Here is a 25,081-nt window from a genome sequence, read left to right as displayed (position 1 = left end):
TCATTCGCTCACGCTTAGTGTCTTCGCCGTGCGGCGGCGGATCGGGCCGCCGCCGCGAACTGGGGGAAAGGACACCTGATGACTCGACTTCGCTCCGCGCTGGTGATGGCCGCCGCGGGCGCGCTGCTGGCCGTGCCGGCCGCCATGGGGACCGCCTCGGCGGCACCCGTGGCGGCCGGGGCGGTCCGGGCTCCGGAGCCGGGGTGCGCCAAGCTCGGCGCCTACGGCCCCGGGTGGGCGGACATCCACAACGTGTGCGGGCACACCATCTCCGCCAGCGTGGAAGTCGACGGCTGGGACCCGTCGTGCATCCAGATCGGCCCCGGCGGGGTCGGACGCATCGGCCTGGACGCGGACGACGAGCCGTACTACGCGTACGAGTGCTGATCCGGGGCGTGCCCTGATCAGGCACGGCCCGTGAACACGGCCGGGGGCGGCAGTGCGGCCGGCGCGCTCCGCGTCCGCCGCCCCGGCTGTCAGCGCCCTCGGAAGACGGGTGGGCGCTTCTCCAGGAACGCCGTCATCCCCTCCTTCTGGTCGTCGGTGGCGAACAGGGCGTGGAAGACGCGGCGTTCGAAGCGGATGCCGTCGCGCAGGCCGGTTTCGAGGGCCTGGTCGACACACTCGCGGGCCGCCCTGACGGCCATGCGGCCGTACGAGGCGATCGTCGCGGCCGCTTCGAGGGCCTCGGGCAGGACCCGGTCGTCCGGGACCACTCGGGAGACGAGACCGCAGCTTCCAGCCTCCCGTGCGTCCATCGTGCGGCCGGTGAGGACCAGGTCCATCGCCTTGGCCCGGCCGACCAGCCGGGTCAGCCGCTGGGTGCCGCCGATACCGGGGATCACGCCCAGCTTGATCTCCGGCTGGCCGAAGACCGCCGACTCCCCCGCGACGACCAGGTCGCACATCATCGCCAGCTCGCAACCGCCGCCCAGGGCCGGGCCGTTGACGGCGGCGATCTTCGGGGTGCGCAGGTCGGCGAACTCCTCCCAGGCGGCGAAGTAGTCCTCGGCCGCCATGTCCACGGCCGACCTGGGGGCCATCTCCTTGATGTCGGCGCCCGCCGCGAAGACCCGCTCCGAGCCGGTGACGACGAAACAGCCGGTCCCGGGGTCCGCGTCCAGCGGGCGGAGCGTGTCCAGGAGTTCGGCGAGGAGCTCGCCGTCGAGCGCGTTGCGGACGTGCGGGCGATGCAGGCGCACGGTCACGACACGGCCGTGGCGCTCGACCTTCAGGTTGTCCATCTGTCTTCTCCTCACGCCGGTCATGAGTCCCAGATCGCGCCGTACGCCGGAATCCCCCGCCGCTCCAGGCCGTGGACCACCTGCCAGGTCAGTCTCTTGTTGGAGATGCAGATGACCGCCTCGGCGCCGAAGTCCCGGTAGGCCTCGTGGGCGAGGCGCACCATGTCGGGCTTGCCGTGCCGGGAGGTGTCCCAGACCAGGGCGTGCGGCTGGACGGCGAGGATCTCGTCCACGAGGGCGTCGCCGTAGGTGGCCCGGGGGTCGCGGGTCGCCCAGACCAGGCGGGAGGGGACCTCGGCGGCGAGCAGGTGGGGCAGGCAGGGGCCGATGCCGCTGCCGGTCGCGACGTAGACCACCTTGCGGAACAGCACCTCGATGTTGGCGACGCCGGCCGTGGTGATGCCCTTCACCCAGACCCGCTCGGGCAGGTCGTCGATGAACGAGCCCGTCCAGTCGCCCGCCCGGGAGATGGTGAGCCGGAAGCCGGACTCGCCGGGCGCGGGGACGTTGGCGAACGAGTGCCACTCCTTCAGCGGGCTGCGGCTGATCGCGGTGGACGAGCCGGCGAAGGGGGTCTCGCCGTGGTCGAAGCGGGCCAGCACCACGTGCGGGGAGGGGCGTTCGAGGCGCACGTCGACCTTGCGCAGCCGCAGCCAGGGCAGGGCGACGCTGAAGGTGACGACCGCGAGCACGCCGACCTGCCAGGGGCCGGGCGACGCCAGCAGCGTGTGCGTCCAGAACAGGGTGAGGGCCGCCCAGCCGCCGAAGCGGTGGATCCGCTCGAACCGGTCGTGGTGGCGGGCCCGGAAGGGCGGCAGGGCGGTGGCGATGACGAGCGCGAGGAGCGCCAGCAGGCTCCAGCCGACGGCCCTGAGGGCGCCGTCCGGGGTGCTGATCGTCAGCGCCAGGAACCAGGCCGTGCCCGCCAGCGCCCCGCCCACGTGCAGTCCGCCGAAGTGGTAGACCTTGCCGAGCGTCCAGCGGACCTTCAGCGGCCAGGTCGTCGGGGCCGCGGTCGCCAGCCGGAAGAGCAGGTTGATGACGTACTGCTGGCGTATCAGGACGGCCAGGGCGAGGTTGGCGAGGGCGGCGTGCCCGAGGGTGGGCGTCGCCAGGGGCCGGCAGGCCACCGCGAAGGCCGCGTTGGCCAGCAGGACCAGGGCGGCGAGGCGGTTGTAGTGCATCAGGGCGGGGTGCTTGAGCGCGCGGCGCGCGGCCGGGAGCAGCGGCGGGAGGCCGCCGGTGTCCTGGCGGGCCCGGGGCGGGGACGTGGTCATCGGGCCACCGCCAGGGACTCGTCGAGCATCCGCAGCAGCGCCTGCTTGTCGACCTTGCCGCGGTCGGTCTCCGGCAGGAAGGCCAGCGGCAGGACCCGCTCCGGCACGCAGTAGTACGGCAGGGCGTCCGCCACGGCGCGCCGGGCCGCGTCCGGGTCGACGTCCGCCGGGCAGACGAAGGACACCAGGGTGCGGGCGTCGCGCCGCAGGGTGACCGCGCGGGTGCAGCCGGCGGCCGACTCCAGCACCGAGGAGACGGAGTCCAGCTCGACCCGGAAGCCGCGCACTTTGACCTGGTCGTCGGTGCGGCCGAGGTGTTCGAGCTGCCCGTCGGGGGTCCAGCGGCCGAGGTCCCTCGTGCGGAACATGCGGCGGCCGCCGCCGAGGAACGGGTCGGGGGCGTAGCGCTCGGCGTTGAGGGCGTCGTCGCCGAGGTAACCCGCGGAGACGCAGTCGCCGCCCGCCCACATCTCGCCCACCTCGCCGATGGGGAGGGGGCGGCGGTCGGCGTCGAGGACGTAGACGGTGTTGTTGGGGGTGGGGCGGCCGATGGTGAGCAGCGGGGCGGACGGGTCGTGGCGTCCCATCGTGTTGACGATGGTCGTCTCCGTCGGGCCGCAGCAGTTGTGGAAGGCGGCCTGCCGGGCCCACCGGTCGGCCAGCGGGCGCGGGCAGGGCTCCCCCGCGACGGCGACCGTGCGCACCCGCGGGCAGGCGGCGGGGTCGAGGCCGGACAGCACGGTCGGCGTGGCGACGAGCACGTCCGCCGTGCGGGCCGCCGCGGCGATGTCGCGGCCGCGGATGACGAGGGTGCCGCCGTGGGCGAGGCAGCCGAGGATCTCCCAGGCCGCCATGTCGAAGGCGATGTTGAGGAGCTGGGCGACCCGGTCGCCGGGGCGGATGCCGAGGTCGCCCGGCGCGGTGAGCAGGATGTTGGCGACGTTGCGGTGGGTGACCTGCACGCCGTTGGGGCGGCCGGTGGTGCCGGAGGTGAACAGGACGTAGCAGCCGTGGTCGCCGGTGACGCGCGGGCGCGGGTCCGGGGCGGGGGGCTGCGGTTCGTCGAGAGGGAGGAGCAGGTGGCCGTCCGGCAGCGGTACGCGGTGGGCGTGTTCGGCGGTGGTGAGGACGACGCGGGTGCGGGCGGTGCGAATGACGTGGGTGAGCTGGGCCGGGGGCGCGAGGCCGACGTCCTGCGGGACGTAGGCGGCGCCGGCCTTCAGGATGCCGAGCAGGCCGACGAGCATCGGCAGCGAGCGGCGGACGAAGAGGCCGACGTGGTCGCCGGGCCGTACGCCCTCGCGGACCAGTCGGGCGGCGAGGGCGTCGGCGTACCGGTCGAGCTCGCCGTAGGTCAGGTGCGCGCCCTGGTGTTCGGCGGCCACGGCGTGCGGGGCGGCCGCCGCGCGCCGGGCGATGGCGTGGTGCAGGAGCGGGTCGGGGACGGGGACGGCGGGACCCCGGCCGAACTGCCGGAAGAGGTGCCGGTCCTTGGGGGTGAGGTGGCGCAGAGGCATGGTCGGGTGGCCTCCTGGCTGTTTCGAGGGTCGGATTGCCACAGGCGGCGTGGCCGCGCGTGGATGCAGCCGGATGAACGGCGGGCATGCCCGGGTGTCGAACGCCGTGCGGAGTCGTGCGAGCGCTGCGCGTAGCGAGAGCGTAGCCCTGCTGCTTCAACACTCAACTAGGCCGGATCGGCCAAGAAAGGAACGCAATGAGCCACCTGTGACGTTTTCCGTCACAGAGGCAACGTCGGTGCCGGTCGGCGGCGACGTGAAGGTGGGCAGGCCTGTGCCCTCACAGGGGCGGTCCTGTGCCCTTCACGGAGACGGACCTGTGCCCTCACGAGGGCGGGCCGGCGGCGGGGAGGTCCCCGTCCCGGCCGCGTAACAGGGAACCGTCCCGGGCGTAACACGGCCGAAGCACGCTGGACGGCATGCAGAACACCGCCACGCCCACGCACTGCCCGTACTGCGCCCTGCAGTGCGGGATGAACCTGACGCCCACGCCGGACGGGACCGTCGAGGTGAGCGAGCGCGCGGACTTCCCCGTGAACCGGGGCGCGCTGTGCGGCAAGGGCCGTACGGCGCCGGCGGTGCTCGCGCGGAACGTCCGGCTGACCTCGCCGCTGGTGCGCGACGCGGGCGGCACGCTGGTGCCCGCCTCCTGGGACGAGGCCCTCGACCGGATCGCTGCGGGGCTGCGCCGCACGCGCGCCGAGCACGGGCCGGACGCGGTCGGCGTGTTCGGCGGGGGCGGGCTGACCAACGAGAAGGCGTACACGCTCGGCAAGTTCGCGCGGGTCGTGCTCGGCACGTCCCAGATCGACTACAACGGCCGGTTCTGCATGTCGTCGGCCGCCGCCGCCGGCATCAAGGCGTTCGGACTGGACCGGGGGCTGCCGTTCCCGCTGGAGGACATCCCGAAGAGCGGCTGCGTGATCCTCGTCGGCTCGAACCTGGCGGAGACCATGCCGCCGTCGCTGCGTTTCTTCACCGAGCTGAAGGAGAACGGCGGCACGCTGATCGTCATCGACCCGCGCCGCACGAGGACGGCCGAGCAGGCGGACCTGCACCTGGCGCCGCGGCCGGGCACGGACCTGGCGCTCGCCCTGGGCCTGCTGCACCTCGTCATCGCCGAGGGGCGGGTGGACGAGGAGTACGTCCGCGAGCGCACGGCCGGCTGGGAGGACGCCCGGGCCGCCGCGATGGCGCACTGGCCGGAGTACGTGGAGCGGATCACGGGGGTTTCCGTTCCCCAACTGCGCGAGACCGTAAGGCTGTTCTGCGAGCCGGAGTCGGCGATGGTGCTGACCGCGCGCGGGCCCGAGCAGCAGTCCAAGGGCACGGACACGGTGGGCGCGTGGATCAACCTGTGCCTGGCGACCGGCCGGGCGGGCCGCCCGCTGTCGGGCTACGGCTGCCTGACCGGGCAGGGCAACGGGCAGGGCGGGCGTGAACACGGCCAGAAGGCCGACCAGTTGCCGGGCTACCGCAAGCTCAACGACCCTGCGGCGCGACGACACGTCGCCGAGGTGTGGGGCGTCGACCCGGACAGCCTGCCCGGGCCGGGGCGAAGCGCGTACGAGCTGCTGGACGCGCTGGGCACGGACATCAGGTCGCTGCTGCTGATGGCGTCCAACCCGGTCGTGTCGGCGCCGCGGGCCGCGCACGTCGAGGAGCGCATCAGGTCGCTGGACTTCCTGGCGGTGTGCGACGTGGTGCTGTCCGAGACGGCGGCGCTCGCGGACGTGGTCCTGCCGGTCACCCAGTGGGCCGAGGAGACCGGCACGACGACCAACCTGGAGGGCAGGGTCCTGCTCCGCCGCCGGGCGATCACCCCGCCCGAGGGCGTCCGCAGCGACCTGGAGGTCATGCACGAGCTGGCCGCCCGCCTGGGCGTGGAGAAGGGCTTCCCGACGGACCCGGAGGAGGTCTTCGAGGAACTCCGCCGGGCGAGCGCGGGCGGGCCCGCGGACTACTCGGGGATCACGTACGGCAGGCTCGCGGAGGAGAACGGGGTGTTCTGGCCCTGCCCGGCCGCGCAGGAGACGGTGGAGGAGGGCGAGGACGCCCTGCTCGACACGCCGCTGCCCGACGACCCCGCCCGGGAGACACCCACCGCGCACCCGGGCACGCCCCGCCTCTTCCTCGACCGTTTCGCCACGCCCGACGGACGGGCCCACTTCGTGCCCGTCTCGCACCGCGCGACCGCCGAGGAACCGGACGACGAGTACCCCGTGCTGCTCACCACCGGGCGGGTCGTCGCGCAGTACCAGTCCGGTGCGCAGACCCGGCGCGTGGCGGAGCTGAACGCCGCCGCGCCCGGGCCGTTCGTGGAGATCCACCCGCGGCTGGCGGCCCGGCTCGGCGCGGCCGAGGGCGACCCGGTCGCCGTGGTGTCCCGGCGGGGCCGGGCCGTGGCGCCCGCGAGGATCACGAACGCCATCCGGCCCGACACCGTCTTCATGCCGTTCCACTGGCCGGGCGAGGGCCGCGCCAACTCCCTCACCAACCCCGCGCTCGACCCGACGTCCCGCATGCCGGAGTTCAAGGCGTGCGCGGTGCGGCTGGAAGCGGTCGAGCGCGAGGCGGCCGAGGAGGGATCGACCGGAGAGGGATCGGTCGCGGAGGGATCGGCCGTGGAGGGATCGGTCGGGGCGGGATCGGTCGGGGCGGGATCGGTCGAGCGGGAAGCGGTCAGCGCACGTTGACCGCGTTCCAGGCCGCGGCCACCGCCTTGTGCTCGGTGCTGTCGGCGCCGTAGAGGTCCTTCGCCGCGTCCAGGGTCGCCGTGCGGGCTCCCGCGTAGTCCGTCGAGGACGTCATGTGGACCGTCAGCGCGCGGTACCAGATCTTGCCGAGCTTGGCCCGGCCGATGCCCTGGACGGTGGAGCCGTCGCAGGTCGGCGAGGAGTGGACGACGCCGTTGATCGTCTTCTTGCCGCTGCCCTCCGCGAGCAGATACGCGAAGTGGTTGCCGACGCCCGAGGAGTAGTGCACGTCGAGGTCGGCCACCTCCTTGCTCCAGCAGTCGGCCGACTCGCCGTCCCTGGACGGCTTGTCCATGAAGCGCAGGGCCTCCCGCCCGAGGCCGGAGCGGACGACCTTCTCGCCGATGAGCCAGTCACCCGGGTCCTTCGCGTTGTCCGCGTAGAACTCCACCAGCGTGCCGAAGATGTCCGACGTGGCCTCGTTCAGCCCGCCGGGCTCGCCCGAGTACGTCAGCGCCGCCGTCTTGGACGTCACGCCGTGGGACATCTCGTGCCCGGCCACGTCCAGCGACACCAGCGGGCCGAGCTTCTCGCCGTCGCCGTCGCCGTACGTCATGCAGAAGCAGGTGTCGTCCCAGAAGGCGTTGTTGTAGTCCTTGCCGTAGTGGACACGGTTGTACGAGCCCTTGCCGTCGCCGGCGATGCCGCTGCGGCCGTGGACCTTCTTGTAGTAGTCCCAGGTCACGTCCGTGCCGTACTGGGCGTCCACCGCCACCGTGGCACGGTCGGTGGACCCGCCCGTGCCCCAGTGGTTGTCGGCGTCCTTGAAGAGCGTCGCCGGGGCGCGGGTCAGACAGATGGTCAGCAGGCACTGGTCCGTCTTGTTCTCGGCGTCTCCGGTGTAGGTGCCGCCACGCGTCGCGTCCTTGAGCTGGTACGTCGCGCCCGACTTCGTCGTCTCCAGCGGGACCGTGCCGCCGTAGAGGGACTCGCCGTCGCCCGACGCCGACTCCAAGGTGTCCCAGACGTCGATCCGGTCGCCGGTCGTCGCGTCGGTCAGGACCGTGCGCCCGACCGGGTTGCCGAGTTCGTCGTGCGCCACCGCGTCGGTCTGCCAGGCCAGCTTCGGGGCGCCGTGCAGGGCGTCGACGACCAGGCGCGGCTTGGCGGTCAGCTTCTTCAGGGTCTCGCCGAGGTGCGCGGCGCGCAGCAGGCCCGCCGCGAGGTCGGCGGCCCTGGGGGCGGACACCTTCGGGGTGACGCCCGTGAGGGAGAGCGCGGACCTCGTCGCCCGGTCGGTGCCGCGGTAGCTGCCGTCCGGGTTCAGGTGGAGTACGAAATCGCCGCCGAGGACGGGGAGTCGGCGGTAGGTGCGGTCGTAGCGGACGTGCCGGGTGCCGTCCTGGTCGACGATGACGTCCCGGACCTTCGTCTCCTGCGCGGAGGTGAGGCCCAGTTCCGCGGCCCGGTCGGCGAGGACCGTCTCGGCGTCCTCGATCGCTTCGGCCCTGGTCGGCCTCTCGGCCGCGCCGGCGGTCGGGGAGAGCGCGGCGGCCAGCAGGGCGGCGGTGCCGGTGACGGCGGCACCGGCGGTGGCGAGACGGGAACCGCGGACATGACGTATCCGACTCATCGGTCTCCTCATACGGGCGCACCCGGTCGCGTGGGGTCGACCGGGGGCGGCGTTGATGTTGACCGCGAGTCAAGTCGGGGGGCCCTGGCATGTCCATAGCCCCGCTGTGGAGGTGTGTGAGGGTGCAGAATCGTTCCTGTGACCCTGCCTTTCTTCGTCTACGGCACGCTTCGCCCCGGCGAGGTCAACCACGACCTCTTCCTGCGCGGCCGCACCCTCTCCGAGGAGCCGGGGCGGCTCGCGGACGCGGTGCTGTACGACGGGCCGGGCTATCCGTACGCGGTGGAGGAGCCGGGTGGCGGCGGGGTGAGCGGGGAGCTGGTGACCGCGCGGCCGGAGTCGTACGGGGCGCTGCTCGCGGAGTTGGACCGGCTGGAGGAGTACGTGCCGGGGGATCCGCGGAGCCTGTATGTGAGGGTGGAGCGGAAGGTACTCCGGGAGGCGGACGGGGTGGCTGTCCGGGCGTGGGTCTATGTGGCGGGGGCCGGGGTGGCGGCGAGGTTGCGGGATGCCGGGCGGCGCATCGAGGGTGGGGAGTGGTGGGGGCGGGGCGCTCCGCGGGGACAGGGGGTTCCACGGGGGCGTGGGGTTCCACGGGGGCGGGGGGTTCCGCGCGAGCGGTAGGGCGGTTGCGGTCGTACGGTGGCCGCGGGTCCGATGTGGTTGCTCGCGCAGTTCCCCGCGCCCCTTACTCGGCGTTGCCGGAGGCGGCGCTTGTACGCGAAGCGCCTTTCGCGGGCCGTACGGGGACTGCGGGTCGTACGACGGCCGCGGGTCCGATGTGGTTGCTCGCGCAGTTCCCCGCGCCCCTGTGACGGCGCTTCGCGCCGGTCCCAGTCCCTGTCACCGCGCCCCTGTCGAGCGTTCCCGTGGCCGGGTCAGTCCGCGTACGGGCGCCTCGCCCTGGCCTCGCTCAATGCCCTGCCCCACCACACCAGTTGGTCCAGCATGGTCTTGGCCGCGGCGTCCGGGCCGCTCGGGTCGCGCAGGGTGCCCTGGTCGTCGAAGGACGCGCCGGCGTTGTGGAAGGAGACGGTGTCGCGGATCGTCACGGCGTGGAGTTCCGCGAAGACCTGCCGGAGCTGCTCCACGGCGCGCAGGCCGCCGGACAGTCCGCCGTAGGAGACGAGGGCGACGGGCTTGGCCCGCCACTCGGTGAAGTGCCAGTCGACGAGGTTCTTCAGGCCCGCCGGGAAGGAGTGGTTGTACTCGGGGGTGAGGACCACGAAGGCGTCCGCGCGGGCGAGCTTCGGGGTGATGCCGGCCAGCGCGGCGGTCGCCTCGGGGGTCCGTTCGAAGGACATCGGCAGCTCGGTCCCGGCGACGTCCACGACCTCGGCGACCAGGTCGTCCCGGCTTCGGAGACGGTCCAGCAGCCAGTCGGCGACGACGGGCCCGAAGCGGCCGTGGCGGTTGCTGCCGACGACGAGGGTGACGTGGAGGGGGCGGTCGGCCGAGGGCTGTCGGCGCGCGGGCGTGGTGGTGGCGGCTGTGTTCATGCCGCACAGACTCGTACCTCAACCTTGCTTCAGGTCAAGCCCGGCCGCGCGGAACGGGGTCACCCGTTCACACGCTCCTTCCGCAGATTTCCGCGCCCCGTCCGCCGCATAGGCCGTGACCTGGCGAAACGCCCCTGACGGGTCGTCGGGCCCGCCGCTCCTGACACCCATTCACCCCAATTCTGACGACGTCTCAGAAAGCGCGGCCGCCCGGCTGCCCGTTACCTCGGAAGGGCAGGTGCACGACCGACCAGCGCGAAGGAGCACCGATGCGACGTCCCGCCCGGCCGCTGACCGCTACCGCGCTCGCCGTCGCCGCCGCGGCTCTCGCCGCCACCCCCGCGTACGGCGCGCCCGCCGGCGACCTGGAGGTGTCCCCGTCCTCGGTGGTGCCGGGCGGGCAGGTCGCGGTGCGCACGGCGGCCTGCGGCGCCGGCGGCACGGCGACGGGTGACGCCAGCGCGGTCGGAGCCGGTTCCCTCGGCCTGGCGCCGGGGCCGCACGAGCAGGACGCGACCGGCAGGTTCCGGGTGCCGCCGAGCGCGCAGCCGGGGACGTACGAGATCACCGCGACGTGCACCGGGAGCGGCCGGCGGGTGACCGGTGACCTGGTGGTCACGCTGGGATCCGGGCGCGAGCAGGTGCATCCCCGGGGGAGTGTGAAGACGGGGGTCGGTGGCGCTCTGGGCCCCGATCCCGTGCAGACCGCGGCCGGTGTGGCGGCCCTCGCCGTCGCCGCCGCGGGCGGTACCTGGCTCCTGCATCGCCGGGCGAGAGGCGACGGGATCTGACGGACACCCTCCGCTGTCCGTCGCCGGTACCGCATGTCCCCTCCCCCTCCGGGTCCGACGCCCCTCGCGGCCCGGAGGGGGGCACGGGGCGGAGATCAGGAAAGGGTGGGTATGCGCAGGTTCCCCAGGTACGGCAGCGGCGTCCGCAACCCCGCGAACGCGGCCATGGCGGCCGTCACGGTGTTCGCCCTGTGCTCCGGGGCGTGGCTGCTGCGCAACGGCGCAGAGACGCACGCCCCGCCACAGCCGTCCGCCGCGCAGGCCCGGGCCGGACAGGACGGGCAGGACGGGCTGGATCGGAGGGGAGGGCGGGAAGGCCACGACGGTCGAGGCGGGCTGGACGGGCGAACCGGTCACGACGGGCGGGCCCGCGAGCAGGCCGTCGTGGCCGCGCTGCCGCCCTCGCCGCCCGACCGCATCCGCATCCCGGCGATCCGGGTGAACGCGCCCCTGACCGGGCTCGGCCTGACGAGGACCGGCAGCCTCGACGTGCCGCCGGCCGCGCGCAAGAACCTCGCCGGCTGGTACGAGGCCGGCACCACCCCGGGCGAGAAGGGCACCGCGATCGTCGCCGGCCACGTCGACAACGCCGAGGGACCCGCCGTCTTCTACGCCCTCGGCGCCCTGGCCAAGGGCAGCACGATCGAGGTGGACCGGCGGGACGGCAGCGTCGCGGTGTTCACCGTGGACGCCGTCGAGGTGTACGCCGCGAAGGACTTCCCCGACGAGAAGGTCTACGGCGCCGCCCACCGCCCCGAGCTGCGCGTCATCACCTGCGGGGGCGGCTACTCACGCGGCACCGGTTACCAGGGGAACGTCGTCGTCTTCGCGCACCTGACCGGCAGCCGGTGACCCGCCCAGGACGTTGTCCCTCCCCCACGCGCCCAGCGGCTCCAGGGCCGCGTTCAGCGAGTGGCCCCGGGGCGTCAGCGAGTACTCCACGCGCGGCGGCACCTCGTCGTACGCCTCGCGGTGCACCAGGCCGTCGGCCTCCATCTCCCGCAGGTGCGAGGCGAGCACCTTCTCGGTGACGCCCGGCAGCTCCCGGCGCAGCTCGCCGAAGCGGCAGGGCCGCTCGTGCAGCGCCCACAGGATGAGCACCTTCCACTTGCCGCCGATCACGTCCATGGCCGCGTCGATCCCGCAGACGTATCCGCCCGGCCGCCGTTCCCTCGTCCCCATGCCCCAGACCTCCCCTGCCGCTGCCTGCACCCTTCCCCCGGGGTAACCACCCACTTCGAAGTACGTACTTGAGCAGGCCGTTCCCCTACGACGAGCCTAAACGCCATGACCGACAACGCAGTTGCCTCCCGCACCCCTCTCACCCTTCTCGGCGCCGGCGCCATGGGCACGGCCCTCGCCCGCGCCTGGCTCGCCGCCGGTCACGAGGTGACCGTCTGGAACCGCACCCCCTCCCGCGCCGAGGCCCTCGCCGCCGACGGCGCCACCGTCGCCCGGACCGCCGCCGAGGCGGTGGCCGCGCACCGGCTGGTGATCGCCTGCCTGCTCGACGACGCCTCCGTGGACGAGGCCCTCGACGGGGCCGACCTCACGGGGCGGGACCTGGTGAACCTCACCACCGGCACCCCTGCCGAGGGCCGGGCCCGCGCCGCCTGGGCCGAAGCGCGCGGGGCGCGTTTCCTGGACGGCGGGATCATGGCCGTACCGCCGATGATCGGGGTCCCGGACTCCGGCGGCTACGTCTTCTACAGCGGCTCCCCCGAGGCGTTCGAGGAGCACCGCGACACCCTCGCCGTCCCGGCCGGCACGCGCTACGTCGGGTCCGACCCCGGCTTCGCCGCGCTGCACGACGTGGCCCTGCTGAGCGCGATGAACGGCATGTTCGCGGGCATGCTGCACGCCTTCGCCCTGATCCGCCGGGAGGACATCGCCCCGAAGGACTTCGCCCCGCTGCTCGCCGACTGGCTGACCGCGATGGCCCCGGCCGTCCACCAGACCGCCGACCAGCTGGAGAGCGGCGACTACACCAAGGACGTCGTCTCCAACCTCGCGATGCAGGCGGCGGGCATCCCCACGTTCCTGCGCACGGCCGAGGAACAGCAGGTGAGCCCCGAGCTGCTGACGCCGTACCTGGAGCTGATGAAGAGGCGGGTGGCACAGGGGCACGGGGACGAGGACGGGACGGGGATGATCGAGCTGCTGATGGAGGGGACGCACTGAGGTCGGCGGGCGTATAGTCCGTTTTCCCCGCTGGCCAGAGACAGCTAGGTGGGCTCCTTGGACGAGGAAAGTGGGCGGGCGGGCGCGAGCCCGGAGGTCGACCGCGTCGTGCGTGTCCTGGTGGAGCGGATCTCCGACGGCACTCTCCCGCCCGGGGCGGTGCTTCCGACCCAACGTGCGTTGGCCGAGGAATTCGGGGCGTCGCGCGACACGGTGCAGCGTGCGCTGAGGGAGCTGAGCGTCCAAGGGCTTGTCGAGTTTCGGCAGGGCAGCGGAGTCCGTGTCATGCGGCGGCCGAGCCGAACCGGTGCGCCCCTGGGCGACCTTGTCCAGGCAGCCTTCGAGTCACCGGCCGTCACCATCGACGCCTTCTCCTTGACAGGTGAGACGCTCGACCCGCACCTGCGGCTGTCCGCCGAGAGGGTCCGGATGGGGAAGATCCGGCCCGAGTCGATCAGCGTGCGGCTGCTGCTGGCCCGAGTCGGCAGTGATCTCCGATTGCTCACGACCGTGGGGGAACCCGAAGACCGCAGGGCACTCGACCGGCTGCGGCAGGTGGCGGCCAGGACCACGGCCTCCATCCGGGCCTCCCTCCATGGCCTCCGGACGGAGGGGCTGGTGCCGAACGTGCGGTTCGAGACGGCGGAGACCCCGGTCGCTCCCCTGCAGAAGCTCTACCTGCTGAACACCACCGACGTCCTCACGGGCTACTACGAGGTCATACGGCGCCGGGTGGTCCTCGACTCCTCCGACGAGATCGAGGTCCACGACATCCTCGGTCTGGGCTCGCCCCTCCACCACCACTCCGTGGCCGGCGAGCGCCCCGACCCCGAGAGCGTCGCCGTCGTGGACAGCGCCCAGCGGTGGTACGAGCACGCGTGGGCGAACGCGGAGCCGTCCAGGACGGGCTGACGCAAGACCGATTTCCGGCTGCCCGTGCCGCGCTATGGTCGTAGCCCGCAGAGGGAGGGACCGAGGGGGGAACGGGTTTGCGGGTCCTTTTCGTGCACGGCACGGGCGTCCGGCAGAAGCGCTTCGACGCGACGTTCGACCAGGTCGCCCGCTCTCTGCGCGACCACCTCCCCGACGCCGACCCGGTCCCCTGCTACTGGGGAGGGGACTTCGGCGTGACGGTGACCGGCGGGCTGAGATCGGTCCCCGCCGAGCGGGTGACGCGGGGAGTGCTCGACGACGTCCCGGCGGCCGGGCCGCTGGAGCAGGAGGTCGCCCTGTGGTCGCTGCTGCTGGCCGACCCCTTGTGCGAACTGCGGGTGCTGGCGGCGGCGTCCGGCGGCGAGGACTACGGCATGCCGGGGGTGCGGTCCCCCGGTGAGACGGTCGCCCGGCGCCTCGCCGACCTCGCGGCACATCGCCCGACGACGGGTGAACTGCCCGTCCTGCTCGACTCCTTGGGGGTCACCGGACACTACGGCCCGGTGCTGCACCGCGTCGCGGGCTCGACGGAGCTCGCCGAGGCCTGCGTCCGCGCCCGGGATCCCGTCGACGCGCGTGAGGTGGCCGCTGCCGCCGCCCGGGCCGTGACGGCCGGTCTGCTCGCCGCCGCGGAGGACGAGGCCATGTGCACGGGCGCCGAACGGGACCGGCTGGCGGACCTGTTCGGCGGACTCCTGGGCGGAACCGTACGGGCGCCCGGCGGGCGGGCCACGGCCCTGCTCGGCACCCTGGCCCTGCGGATCCTGACCCAGCCGGCGCTGAACCACTGGCGGGCACCCCTCACCGACGGTTCGGCACCCGCGCTCGGCGACATCCTGCGCTACCAGGCGCGGGGCGGGCCGCTGCGGGACCACCTGGAAGGCGTGATCAGGTCCGGCACGGGACCGGCCGTCCTGATCGGCCACAGCCTCGGTGGGATCGCGCTGGTGGACCTGCTCGCGATGGCGGCGATACGGCAGGCGCCGTTGTCCGACGTGCGGCTGCTCGTCACGGTCGGATCGCAGGCGCCCTTCCTGCACGAGTGCGGCGCCCTCACCGGACTGCCGCCCGGTGCCGGCCTCCCACCGGGCTTCCCGCGGTGGCTGAACATCTACGACCGGCAGGACCTGCTCGCGTTCCGGGCCGCGCCGGTGTTCCCCGACGACGCGCGGGTGAGCGACCACGAGGTGACCAGCCGTCAGCCGTTTCCGCTGTCCCACGGCGCCTACTGGAAGATCGAGGCGCTGTACGAGCGCATCGCCGAAGCGCTCCCGGCCTCCGGCAGGCCGGAGCCGGGGGCCGCCGAGTGAGCCACCGCGCCGACGACCTGCCCGACGTCGCCGCCGAACGGACCTACGCCCTGGTGGTGGGGGTGGAGTCCTACACGGTCGACGACGGCTGGCGGCTGCCCGGTGCGGCCCGCGACGCCCAGCGCTTCGCCGCGTGGCTCACCGGCTCCGGCCGGGTACCGCCCGCCAACCTGCGCCTGTTCCTCTCACCGCTGCCCGACACCGACCTGGCCTGCGGCCGGGGCCTGCCGAGCCACCAGCCGGCGACCGAGCAGAACATCAAGCGGGCCCTGTTCCACGACCTCCCCTCGCGCGACGGCGACCTGCTGTGGATCTACTGGGCGGGACACGGCTTCCACGACGACGGGCACCTCCTGCTGCCGTACGCCGACGCCACCGGCCCGCACACCGTCCACCTCAACCTGGAGGCGGCGCTGCGCTGGTGGGGATCGACCGGCGTGGACCGCAGGCGCTTCCGGCACCAGATCGCCATGACCGACGCCTGCCGCGTGGACCGCCGTCGCTCGCCCCGCCTCAACTTCTGGAGCGTCGACTACGGCGGGGGCGATCGCGCCGACGGCCGCGGCCAGTTCGTCCTCTACGCCGCCCGGCCCGGCGAGGCCGCCAGGAACGAGGAGGAACGCCGGGCAGGCCTGTTCACCGACAAGCTGCTGGACGCCCTGAACGGCATGACGGTCGGGCAGGGCGTCCGCGCCCTGCCCGACGTGACGCGCGGGCTCCAGGCGGATTTCGACGTGCTGTGCGCCCGGCAGAAAGCCTGGCAGAGACCGTCCTACCTGATCCGCGGATGGGGCGACTTCGAGGCCTACGGCGGCGACTGGACCGACAGTTCGGGCACGGCGCCCCTGCTGGACCAGAAGGCCTGGAACGACCTCGCCGCCCTGACGCGGGGCCGTGAGGCACCCCCTTGTGTCCACGACGCCTACCGGTGGGCCTTCGAGGTCTGCGGCTGCGCCGCTCCCCCGCAGGAGGCCACGCCCGCCGGGAGCCTGACGGAGTTCGTCCGCGACCTCGACGACCGGCAGGGCAGGCCGGGCAAGCCGCTCACCCTGCCGTTCGTCCGGTACCTGGCCGCTCACGCCGAGGACCGTGAGTGGGGTGCCCGGCTGGACGACTGGGTCGACCGCACCCGGGAGCGGATCGGCGCCCGGCCCGTGGCCGCCGCGCCGGAACGCCCGGCGGAGCCGGCGCAGGTACACGTGCAACTCGCCGAGGCCGACGAGAAGGGCCGGTACTTCGTACGCGTCTGGCTCTACCGGAGGACGTTCTCGTTCGAGTGGGAGTCCCCGGACCCCGTCGCGCTGTCCGACGCCCGGAGCCAACTCGGCGCACGCATCGGCGCCGTCGCCGCGAAGGACAGCGCCAAGGGCACGGGGCGGGTCGAGTTCCACATCCCGGTGGAGCTGCTCGACGAGGAGTTCGAGACATGGTCGATGCCCTTCGGGCAGGGCGGGCTGCCCCAGGAGGTGGGCCAGCTGTACGAGGTCGTCGTGCGCTGCCCCGACGCGAGAGATGATTCCGCAGCCAAGTGGCGAGACAAGTGGCGGTCGTTCGAGGCGCACGGCGAAGGCCAGTGGGAGTCGCCCACGCTCGACGCCTGCCACCCGATCTGGCTCATCACCGAGGACGGGATGCCTCCCAACCTGGCCGCGTTCCTGCGTTTCGCCGATTTCCCGGTGGGGGTCCTGGTGCAGGTCGACCGCGAGCGGCTCCCGGAGGCGCTGGGCGCCGTGGTCGCCTCGGGCGTCCCGATAGCCCTGTGGCACCGGAGCGGACCGCCGAAAGGCCCTGCCGGCACCGGCGACCTGGCCACCGGACTGGCATCCCCCGGGGGCCGGAGCCTCGACCTGCGGAGGCTGCCGAGGACCCTGCTGAAGCTGCGCATCCAGGCCGGCGCCTCGGCCACGGAGGAGGGCCGGAGTCATCCCCTGGCGCTCCTGTGGGACGACCCGAACCGAAGACCCCTGCTCCAGCGACTGGAAGTGGACCCGCCGCACAGGACATCGCCCAGGACGGAGGCGCAGTGAAGCACTGGTGGATCTACCAAGGCCCGGGATCGCGCGCGGAACGGCTGGAGCGGCTGAGCGACAGCCTGCCGCCCTGGCGCCGCTTCACCGGCACCCAGGACCCCGACTACCGGCCGCCCACGAGCGGGGCCGCCTGGGAGGAGACCCGGCGGCGCGGACTCGGCTACGTCCCGGACGACTCAGCGACCGACGTCGTCAACACCGCCCTGTACCTCCGCCGCCCGCTGCTCGTCACCGGCAAGCCGGGGGTCGGCAAGTCCACGCTGGCGTACAGCGTCGCCGCCGACCTCGGCCTGGGGCCCGTACTGCGCTGGCCGGTCAGCAGCCGGACCGCCGTACGGGACGGCCTCTACCAGTACGACGCCCTCGGGCGGCTGCACGACGCCAACCTGCGCCGGCTGGCGGCCGAGCCGCGCGGCCCGTCGAGCCTGCGGGCGGCACGTTCCCGGCGGACCGGGCGGGCCTCCTCCGGTGCGGCGTCGATCGCCCCCTATCTGCGGCTCGGCCCCCTGGGCACCGCGCTCCTGCCCCAGGAACAGCCCCGCGTGCTGCTCGTCGACGAGATCGACAAGGGCGACCTCGACCTCCCCGGCGATCTGCTGACCGTCTTCGAGGAGGGCTCCTTCGAGATCCCCGAACTGGCCCGGGCCGCCGCGCATCACCCCCGGGTACGCATCGGCACACAGGACGACCCGGCCCCGCAGGTGCGGGTGGAGCGCGGTCAGGTGCAGTGCGGGACCTTCCCGGTCGTCATCCTGACCAGCAACGGCGAACGCGACTTCCCGCCGCCGTTCCTGCGCCGGTGCATCCGGCTGCACATCGAGCCGCCCGAGAAGGAGAAACTGGAAGAGATCGTCCGCCGACGGCTCAACGTGTCACCCACCGAGGAACCCTGCCGCGAGCTGATCCAGGAGTTCCTCGACCGGCAGGCCGACGGCGACCTCGCGACGGACCAGTTGCTCAACGCCATCCAACTGCGCCTGAGCGGAGCCTGGTCCGATCCCGCCGACTCCGGAAGGCTGCTGGACATCGCGATGCAGCAGCTGACCGGCAACCCCCGTCAGTGACGCCGTGATCGACCGGTTGCGCCGGGCCATCGCGGACGCGGGAGCGGAGGCGGGCGCCGAGGAACTCGCCGACATCCTGTGGCTGGCCCGGTGCATGGCGCAACCGGACACAGACCCGGCGCACGGCCGCCCCGAGAGCTCCGCGACCGGTCGGACGGACGGTGCCCCGGCGCCCCGCCCCGCCGGGCCGTCCCTGCCGGAACCTCCCGCCGACCCGCCCACGGGCGCCGCCCTGTTCACCTCCCCCGGACCCGGCCCGGGAAGGTCCGCAGCCGGCCCCCGGCCTCCTGACCCGCGCGACGCGCCCGGTGCGCCGCAGTCGCCCGGTCCGCAGCCGGAGCGCGGCACGCCGGTCCGGGTCCGCCGGGCCTCTTCCCTGGACGATCCGCTCGCCGTGATGCGTGCGCTCCGCCCCCTGGGCCGTCGCCGCGTCCCCGGCAACCGGATGGAGCTGGACGAGGAGCCGACGGTGTCGGCCAGCGTCGACCACCGCGTGCTGCTGCCGGTGCTGCGCCCGGCCCGGGACCACTGGCTCGATCTGACCCTGGTCGTCGACACGCACCGCTCGATGCTGCTGTGGCACGACGTGATCGCCGAACTGCGCACGCTCCTCACACAGACCGGCCTCTTCCGCACGGTGCGGATGTGGTTCCTGAACGTCTCCGGCAGCAGGGGGCCGGGCGCGCGGATCACCGTGTCCACCAGGCCCGGCGGTGAGCCCCGCCGCCCCCGGGAGGTCACCGCCGGCCGAGGCCACGGCCTGGTCCTGCTCGTCACCGACACGGTGTCCGACGCCTGGCTCCGGCCGGAGTTGCGCGGGGTCGTCGGCCAGTGGTGCGCGCATCGAGCCGTGGCGCTGCTGAACGTCCTGCCCCGGCGTCTGTGGGGCCGGTGTGCCGTCCAGCCGGTCCCCTGTCTGCTGCGCGCCACCGGTCCGGCCTCCCCCACCGCCTCCTGGAGCCCGGCCGTGCCGCATGCCGGCCGGACGTGGCGGCCCACGGGTGCGCCGGCCGCCCCGAGGGTCGCCCTGCCGGTGGTCGACATGTCTCCACGGGCCCTGTCCGTCCTCGCCTCGCTGGTCTCCGGCAGCGGGCGCCGGCACCGCCTGCCGTGCCTCCCGCTCGACGCGGACCGGTCTGCGGGCCAGACCGGCGAGGAACCTCGGCTCCGGCCGCGGGACGCGAGGGCCGCCCGAACCGACGACGCGGACCAGGCCGCGCTGCGTGCCGTGCGCTGGTTCGAGGAGAGCGCCTCCCCGGCCGCCAGGGAGCTGGCGGGATACCTGTCGGCCGTGCCGCTCACGCTCCCGGTGATGAACCTCGTCCGACGCGCCATGCTCCCCGGTTCGGACCACGGGCACCTCGCCGAGGTCGCGCTGGGCGGGCTGCTGGAACCGTGGGAGGCGTACCACCGGGCCGACCCGGCGCACCTGGAGTTCCGTTTCCTCCCGGGAGTCCGCGACACGCTCCAGGGCAGCCGGCTCCGGCAGGAGATCACCTCGGTGCGGGCACTCGTCCACCGCGAGGTGTCCGCCTACCTGGACGGGCTCCCCACGGGCAGCGACTTCCCGGCGGTCCGGCGCGCGTCCGCCGGGGCCGGGACCCGCACGATCGCCTCCGACGCCCTCCCCTTCGCCCACACGGCGGCTCCCGGCACGGACGACGACTCCCCGCCGCGTCCCGCGTACCTGGCCGTGGCCGCCGTGCTGCGGGAAGAGATCCTCTCCGGCGTCCACCCGGAGGGGAGCAGGCTCCCCTCGCAATTCCGGCTGGCCGAACGGTTCGGTGTGTCACGCGGAACCGTGCAGCGAGCCATCCGGGAACTGGAGGCCATGGGACTGGTGGAGTCCCGGCAGGGCAGCGGTGCCACTGTCATCGTCCCGGGCCCGCGTCCCGTCGAGGTACCGGACGAACCCGGCCAGGCCCGGGACGCCGGGCTGGGCGAGGCCCTCCGGGACGCGTTCGAGGCCCGCGACGTCAGGATCGACGCGGTCGTCGCCGGCGCCACGGCACTGCTGGCGGCGCTGAGGCCACAGCTGTCGAGGGTCGACCAGGGTGCGGTGACGCCTGCCTCGATCCGCGTACGGGTGCTGCGCATGGGCGGCGACGGGGACGGCCGTGACGTCGAGGAGCTGCGGCGCCTGCTGGAGGACGCGCCGAACCGCGAGCGGGGCGCGGTGGAGTTCGAGCTCCGCACGTCCACGTCCCCGCCCCCCACGGAGGTGTACCTGATCAACGACCGGACCGCCCTCACGTCCTACTTCCACGTCCCCGGGCCGGATCCCCACCCGCTGCGCCTGCTGCCCGAGGACCGGGTCGCGGAGACCCGGTCCTGGTTCGACTCCTGGTGGAACCTGCTCGGTGCGGACTAGGCGACCCGGACGAAGAGGATCTAGCGACGGGTCGCCGGGCCGGTCGCGGGGGCCGCGAGGCAGAGCCGGACGATCATGGTCAGCGATATGCCGGGCATGATCGGAGCCCTGTGCGGGGCCTCCTCACAGCCCGCCGGTGCCTCCCACCAGGAACCCTCACACCCACCCCTCGCCCCCGCTGAGGGCAGCGTTCCGCGTGGGAAACAGAGGTGATGCTGCCGGGTAACACCGGCACCGCACGCTCAAGGACATGACCTCGAATGAGCGTGTGGTGGTGATCGGCACCGGCCTCGCGGGCGTACGGCTCGCCCGGCGGCTCGGTGAGCTCGGCACGCCCGCGTCGCTGATCGGCGAGGAGGAGCACCGGCCGTACAACCGGGTGCTGCTCGCCGAAGTGCTGGCCGGACGTTACAGCCCCGAGGTGATCGCCCTGCCCGCGCCCGCCGAGCTGCGGCGCGGCCGGGTCACCGGCATCGACCGGGCGGAGCGGACCGTCACGTGCGCGGACGGTTCCGTGATCGCATACGACCGGCTCGTGCTCGCGACCGGCTCCAACCCCGTCCTGCCGCCGCTGCGCGGGCTGTTCACCGAGGACCACGAACTGCCCGAGGGCGTCCACGCGTTCCGCACCATGGACGACTGCCTGGGCCTGTCCAAGGCGGTCCGGCCGGGCGCGAAGGCCGTCGTCATCGGCGGTGGGCTCCTCGGTGTCTCCGCGGCCCGGGCGCTCGCCCTGCGCGGCGCCCAGGTCGTGCTCGCCCAGCAGTCCGAGCGGCTGATGGAACGCCAGCTCGACCCGGGCGCCTCCGGGCTCGTCCACCGGCACCTGACCGACCTGGGCGTGGAGGTGCACACCGAGTGCCGCGTGCGGGACGTGCGCTGCGTCGGCGGTGCCGTCCGCTCGGTGGAGATGGCCGACGGGTACGCGCTCGACGCCGATCTCGTCGTGGTCGCCTGCGGTGTCCACCCCCGGGTGGGACTCGCGCAGGCCGCCGGACTCGAGGTCCGCAAGGGGATCGTCGTCGACGACGAACTGCGCACCTCCGACCCGTACATCCACGCGATCGGCGACTGCGCCCAGCACGACGGCGTCCTCTACGGTCTCGCCACTCCCGCGCTGGAGCAGGCCGACGCGCTCGCCGAGCTGCTGGCCGGTGACGCGACCGCCCGGTACACCGGCACGCGGTCCCTGACCCGGCTCACCCTCACGGGGCACGACAGCCCCTTCGACCTCGCCGCGTTCGGCGAGACCGAGGCGCTGCCGGGCGACGACGTCGTCCAGCTCGCCGACGCCACCCGCGGTACCTACCGCAAGGTCGTCGTCCGCGACGACCGCCTGGTCGGCGGGGTCCTCGTCGGCGAACTCGGCACCGTCGGCGCGCTCGCCCGCGCCTGGGAGGGAGCAGAGCCGCTCCCCTCCGACGGCGGCCCGCTGCTCCACCTGCTCACCAATGATGGAGGCTCCTGATGACGGCCACCCCGGGGGCGAACCCCACGATCGTGCTCGTCGGCCATGGCATGGTCGGCCAGCGCTTCCTCGAAGCGCTCGCCGAGCGCGGCCTGACCGCCACGCACCGCGTGGTCGTGCTCTGCGAGGAGCCGCGCCCGGCGTACGACCGGGTCCAGCTGACCTCGTACTTCTCGGGCAAGACGCCCGAGGACCTGTCCATGACGGACATGGCGTTCATCGAGGAGCACGGCATCGAGCTCCGGGTCGGCGACCCGGCGATCACCGTCGACCGCGAGGTCCGCAAGGTCACCGCCAGGTCCGGTGAGGTCTTCGACTACGACGTCCTCGTCCTGGCCACCGGCTCCTACCCGTTCGTGCCGCCGGTGCCGAACAAGGACGCCGAGGGCTGCTTCGTCTACCGCACGATCGAGGACCTCCTCGCGATCGAGGCGTACGCGAAGAGCAAGGCCACCACGGGTGCCGTCGTCGGCGGCGGCCTGCTCGGCCTGGAGGCCGCGGGCGCGCTGAAGGGCCTCGGAGTCGACGCGCACATCGTGGAGTTCGCGCCCCGGCTGATGCCCGTCCAGGTCGACGAGGGCGGTGGCGCCGCCCTGCTGCGCACCATCGAGGACATGGGCCTGAGCGTCCACACCGGCGTCGGCACGCAGGAGATCGTCGTCGGCGAGGACGGCGCCGTGACCGGCATGAAGCTGTCCGACGGCTCCGAACTCGCCACCGACATGGTGGTGTTCTCCGCCGGTGTCCGCCCCCGCGACCAGCTGGCCCGCGACTGCGGCCTGACGGTCGGCGAGCGCGGCGGCATCACCGTCGACGAGCAGTGCCGCACGGTCTCCGACCCGCACGTGTTCGCGATCGGCGAGTGCGCGCTGGCGGCGGACGGCCGGGTCTACGGCCTGGTCGCGCCCGGTTACGAGCAGGCCGAGACGGCCGCCGCGACGATCGCCGCCGACGAGGCCGCCTTCACCGGCGCCGACCTGTCCACCAAGCTGAAGCTGCTCGGCGTGGATGTCGCGTCCTTCGGTGACGCGCACGGCACCGCCGAGGACTGCCTGGACGTCGTCTACTCCGACTCCCGCGCGGGCCTGTACAAGAAGCTGGTCATCGGCCGCGACGGCACGCTGCTCGGCGGCATCCTGGTCGGCGACGCGGAGGCCTACGGCACGCTGAAGGCGTTCACCGGCTCGGTCCCGCCGGTCTCGCCCGAGTCGCTCGTACTGCCCGCCGGCGCCGGCGCCCCGGCCCAGCTCGGCCCGACGGCGCTGCCGGACGACGCGATCATCTGCTCCTGCAACAACGTCACCAAGGGCACGATCCGCGGCGCGGTCACCGATCACCAGTGCACCACCGTGCCCGAGGTGAAGAAGTGCACCAAGGCCGGTACGACCTGCGGCTCCTGCGTCAAGGTCCTCGGCCAGCTCGTCAACGCCGAGCTGGAGGCGTCCGGCGTCGAGGTCGACAAGGGCCTGTGCGGCTGCTTCTCGCAGACCCGCGAGGAGCTGTACGAGATCGTCCTCGCGCTGCGCATCAACACCTACCAGGAGCTGCTGGACCGCCACGGCCGCGAGGGGGCCCGGGGCGGCGACGGCTGCGAGATCTGCAAGCCGGCCGTCGGCTCGATCATCGCCTCCCTCGCCCCGACCATCGGCGCGAGCGGCTACGTCCTGGACGGCGAGCAGGCCGCGCTGCAGGACACCAACGACCACTTCCTGGCCAACCTGCAGAAGAACGGCTCGTACTCGGTCGTCCCCCGCATCCCCGGCGGCGAGATCGCCCCGGAGAAGCTGATCGTGATCGGCGAGATCGCCCGCGACTTCGGCCTCTACACGAAGATCACCGGTGGTCAGCGGATCGACATGTTCGGCGCGCGCGTCGAGCAGCTGCCGCTGATCTGGGCCCGGCTGGTGGACGCCGGCTTCGAGTCCGGCCACGCCTACGGCAAGGCCCTGCGCACGGTGAAGTCCTGCGTCGGCCAGACCTGGTGCCGCTACGGCGTCCAGGACTCGGTGCGCATGGCGATCGACCTGGAGCTGCGCTACCGGGGCCTGCGCTCCCCGCACAAGCTGAAGTCGGCGGTCTCCGGCTGCCAGCGCGAGTGCGCCGAGGCCCAGTCGAAGGACTTCGGCGTGATCGCCACCGCCAACGGCTGGAACCTCTACGTCGGCGGCAACGGCGGCGCCACCCCGCGCCACGCGGACCTCCTCGCGCAGGACCTGTCCGACGCCGAACTGGTGCGCCTGATCGACCGGTTCCTGATGTTCTACATCCGTACGGCCGACCGCCTGGAGCGCACCTCGACCTGGCTGGAGCGGATCCCGGGCGGCCTGGACCACGTGCGGGACGTCGTCGTCCACGACTCGCTCGGCATCTGCGACGAGCTGGAGAAGCTGATGGCCGACCATGTCGCGCACTACCGCGACGAGTGGTCCGAGACCATCAACGACCCCGAGAAGCTCGCCCGGTTCGTGTCCTTCGTGAACGCGCCGGACACTCCGGACCCGGTCGTCGCCTTCGTGCCCGAGCGCGACCAGATGAAGCCCGACCTGCCGCTGCTGTCCATCGGTATGCGACCCGCCGACGTTCTGGAAGGAAGCGCCCAGCGATGACCCTGGCACCTGAGACGACCGACCTGAAGGTCCAGCTCGCCCTGGACGGCGACTGGTTCACCGTCTGCGACCTGAGCATGCTGCTCCCGGGCCGCGGGGTGGCGGCACTGCTGCCGGACGGCCGCCAGGCGGCGATCTTCCGCGACCGTTCCGGCGAGCTGTTCGCCGTCGACAACCGCGACCCCTTCACCGGTGCCGCGGTCCTGTCCCGCGGCCTGACCGGCACCCACCAGGGCCGCCCGTTCGTGGCCTCCCCGCTGCTGAAGCAGCGCTTCGACCTGGCCTCCGGGCAGTGCCTGGACGACGAGACGGTACAGGTGACGGTGTACAAGGTCCGCACCGCCTGACGGTCCGGACACAGAAGCGACCCACCACGCGCGGGATCCCCGCCGGCCATGGAGGCCGGGCGCAGGACTCGGTCCAGGCGACGCTGGACGAGATCGCGGCCGCGGCGGTGAAGC

At 73.3% G+C, this 25,081-nt stretch carries 20 protein-coding genes and 1 pseudogene; 15 read left to right on the top strand and 6 right to left on the bottom strand.

Annotated elements, in window-relative coordinates:
- Positions 1 to 78: 78 nt before the first annotated feature.
- On the top strand, positions 79 to 387 hold the full coding sequence (locus tag ABZ948_RS09865) for a hypothetical protein (protein ID WP_359758407.1): 309 nt from the start codon (positions 79 to 81) through the stop codon (positions 385 to 387).
- An 89-nt stretch (positions 388 to 476) separates the two neighbouring features.
- Here ABZ948_RS09865 and ABZ948_RS09860 read toward each other — a convergent pair whose 3' ends face one another.
- From ABZ948_RS09860 to ABZ948_RS09850, 3 genes are read right to left on the bottom strand one after another with little or no spacing between them, the layout of a single operon-like run.
- Positions 477 to 1,244 (bottom strand): enoyl-CoA hydratase-related protein, encoded by a 768-nt coding sequence (locus ABZ948_RS09860; RefSeq protein ID WP_359758406.1) that lies wholly within the window; start codon positions 1,242 to 1,244, stop codon positions 477 to 479.
- A gap of 20 nt (positions 1,245 to 1,264) precedes the next feature.
- The gene (locus ABZ948_RS09855; protein WP_359758405.1) at positions 1,265 to 2,521 is read right to left on the bottom strand and encodes a ferredoxin reductase domain-containing protein; all 1,257 of its coding nucleotides are present in this window, start codon (positions 2,519 to 2,521) and stop codon (positions 1,265 to 1,267) included.
- Entirely contained in the window at positions 2,518 to 4,038 is a 1,521-nt protein-coding gene (locus tag ABZ948_RS09850) for an amino acid adenylation domain-containing protein (RefSeq protein WP_359758404.1), read from the bottom strand. Before ABZ948_RS09850 ends, ABZ948_RS09855 begins: the two co-directional genes overlap by 4 nt.
- A gap of 419 nt (positions 4,039 to 4,457) precedes the next feature.
- Here ABZ948_RS09850 and ABZ948_RS09845 point away from each other — a divergent pair, with 419 nt between their 5' ends.
- Positions 4,458 to 6,734 (top strand): molybdopterin oxidoreductase family protein, encoded by a 2,277-nt coding sequence (locus ABZ948_RS09845; RefSeq protein WP_359758403.1) that lies wholly within the window; start codon positions 4,458 to 4,460, stop codon positions 6,732 to 6,734.
- Here ABZ948_RS09845 and ABZ948_RS09840 read toward each other — a convergent pair.
- Positions 6,721 to 8,367, bottom strand: coding sequence for a M4 family metallopeptidase (locus ABZ948_RS09840; RefSeq protein ID WP_359758402.1), 1,647 nt, complete (start codon positions 8,365 to 8,367; stop codon positions 6,721 to 6,723). The genes ABZ948_RS09845 and ABZ948_RS09840 overlap by 14 nt on opposite strands.
- Before the next feature lie 138 nt (positions 8,368 to 8,505).
- Between ABZ948_RS09840 and ABZ948_RS09835 the strand changes: the two genes are divergently transcribed.
- Positions 8,506 to 8,991: a gamma-glutamylcyclotransferase family protein gene (locus ABZ948_RS09835; RefSeq protein WP_359758401.1), complete on the top strand. Its 486-nt coding sequence runs from the start codon at positions 8,506 to 8,508 to the stop codon at positions 8,989 to 8,991.
- Between the two features lie 254 nt (positions 8,992 to 9,245).
- Here ABZ948_RS09835 and ABZ948_RS09830 read toward each other — a convergent pair whose 3' ends face one another.
- Positions 9,246 to 9,866: an NADPH-dependent FMN reductase gene (locus ABZ948_RS09830; protein WP_359758400.1), complete on the bottom strand. Its 621-nt coding sequence runs from the start codon at positions 9,864 to 9,866 to the stop codon at positions 9,246 to 9,248.
- Positions 9,867 to 10,135: 269 nt separating this feature from the next.
- On the opposite strand from ABZ948_RS09830, the gene ABZ948_RS09825 reads away from it, so the two are divergent.
- Together ABZ948_RS09825 and ABZ948_RS09820 are read left to right on the top strand one after the other, a co-directional pair.
- Entirely contained in the window at positions 10,136 to 10,657 is a 522-nt protein-coding gene (locus tag ABZ948_RS09825; protein ID WP_359758399.1) for a GVDTG sorting domain-containing protein, read from the top strand.
- Positions 10,658 to 10,768: 111 nt separating this feature from the next.
- A complete protein-coding gene (locus ABZ948_RS09820) occupies positions 10,769 to 11,509 on the top strand; it encodes a class F sortase (RefSeq protein WP_359758398.1) in 741 nt (246 codons plus the stop codon).
- Here the strand turns inward: ABZ948_RS09820 and ABZ948_RS09815 are convergent.
- Positions 11,447 to 11,839 carry a winged helix-turn-helix transcriptional regulator gene (locus ABZ948_RS09815; protein WP_359758397.1) on the bottom strand — a complete coding sequence of 131 codons (393 nt, stop codon included), beginning with the start codon at positions 11,837 to 11,839 and terminating at the stop codon, positions 11,447 to 11,449. The genes ABZ948_RS09820 and ABZ948_RS09815 overlap by 63 nt on opposite strands.
- A 105-nt stretch (positions 11,840 to 11,944) precedes the next feature.
- Here ABZ948_RS09815 and ABZ948_RS09810 point away from each other — a divergent pair, with 105 nt between their 5' ends.
- From ABZ948_RS09810 to nirD, 10 genes and pseudogenes are all read left to right on the top strand, one after another.
- Positions 11,945 to 12,838, top strand: coding sequence for an NAD(P)-dependent oxidoreductase (locus ABZ948_RS09810; protein ID WP_359758396.1), 894 nt, complete (start codon positions 11,945 to 11,947; stop codon positions 12,836 to 12,838).
- A 48-nt stretch (positions 12,839 to 12,886) separates the two neighbouring features.
- A pseudogene (locus ABZ948_RS09805) lies at positions 12,887 to 13,117 on the top strand (winged helix-turn-helix domain-containing protein); the annotation flags it as partial.
- 96 nt (positions 13,118 to 13,213) lie between these two features.
- Positions 13,214 to 13,750, top strand: a complete 537-nt coding sequence (locus ABZ948_RS09800) for a hypothetical protein (RefSeq protein ID WP_359758519.1) — start codon at positions 13,214 to 13,216, stop codon at positions 13,748 to 13,750.
- A gap of 77 nt (positions 13,751 to 13,827) precedes the next feature.
- Positions 13,828 to 15,081, top strand: a complete 1,254-nt coding sequence (locus ABZ948_RS09795) for a hypothetical protein (protein ID WP_359758395.1) — start codon at positions 13,828 to 13,830, stop codon at positions 15,079 to 15,081.
- Complete coding sequence (locus ABZ948_RS09790) at positions 15,078 to 17,108, top strand: VMAP-C domain-containing protein (protein WP_359758394.1); 2,031 nt, start codon at positions 15,078 to 15,080, stop codon at positions 17,106 to 17,108. The genes ABZ948_RS09795 and ABZ948_RS09790 overlap by 4 nt, the downstream gene beginning before the upstream one ends.
- The gene (locus ABZ948_RS09785) at positions 17,105 to 18,175 is read left to right on the top strand and encodes an AAA family ATPase (protein ID WP_359758393.1); all 1,071 of its coding nucleotides are present in this window, start codon (positions 17,105 to 17,107) and stop codon (positions 18,173 to 18,175) included. The genes ABZ948_RS09790 and ABZ948_RS09785 overlap by 4 nt, the downstream gene beginning before the upstream one ends.
- 4 nt (positions 18,176 to 18,179) lie before the next feature.
- Positions 18,180 to 20,546, top strand: coding sequence for an SAV_2336 N-terminal domain-related protein (locus ABZ948_RS09780; RefSeq protein ID WP_359758392.1), 2,367 nt, complete (start codon positions 18,180 to 18,182; stop codon positions 20,544 to 20,546).
- A 250-nt stretch (positions 20,547 to 20,796) separates the two neighbouring features.
- A complete protein-coding gene (locus ABZ948_RS09775; RefSeq protein ID WP_359758391.1) occupies positions 20,797 to 22,014 on the top strand; it encodes an NAD(P)/FAD-dependent oxidoreductase in 1,218 nt (405 codons plus the stop codon).
- Positions 22,014 to 24,620: a nitrite reductase large subunit NirB gene (nirB, locus tag ABZ948_RS09770; RefSeq protein WP_359758390.1), complete on the top strand. Its 2,607-nt coding sequence runs from the start codon at positions 22,014 to 22,016 to the stop codon at positions 24,618 to 24,620. The genes ABZ948_RS09775 and nirB overlap by 1 nt, the downstream gene beginning before the upstream one ends.
- Entirely contained in the window at positions 24,617 to 24,967 is a 351-nt protein-coding gene (nirD, locus tag ABZ948_RS09765; protein WP_359758389.1) for a nitrite reductase small subunit NirD, read from the top strand. The genes nirB and nirD overlap by 4 nt, the downstream gene beginning before the upstream one ends.
- Positions 24,968 to 25,081: the final 114 nt, after the last annotated feature.

Origin of the sequence: Streptomyces olindensis, assembly GCF_040645895.1 — a bacterium.
GTDB classification, from domain to species: Bacteria; Actinomycetota; Actinomycetes; order Streptomycetales; family Streptomycetaceae; genus Streptomyces; species Streptomyces olindensis.
This window is presented reverse-complemented; position numbering and strand designations above follow the sequence as displayed.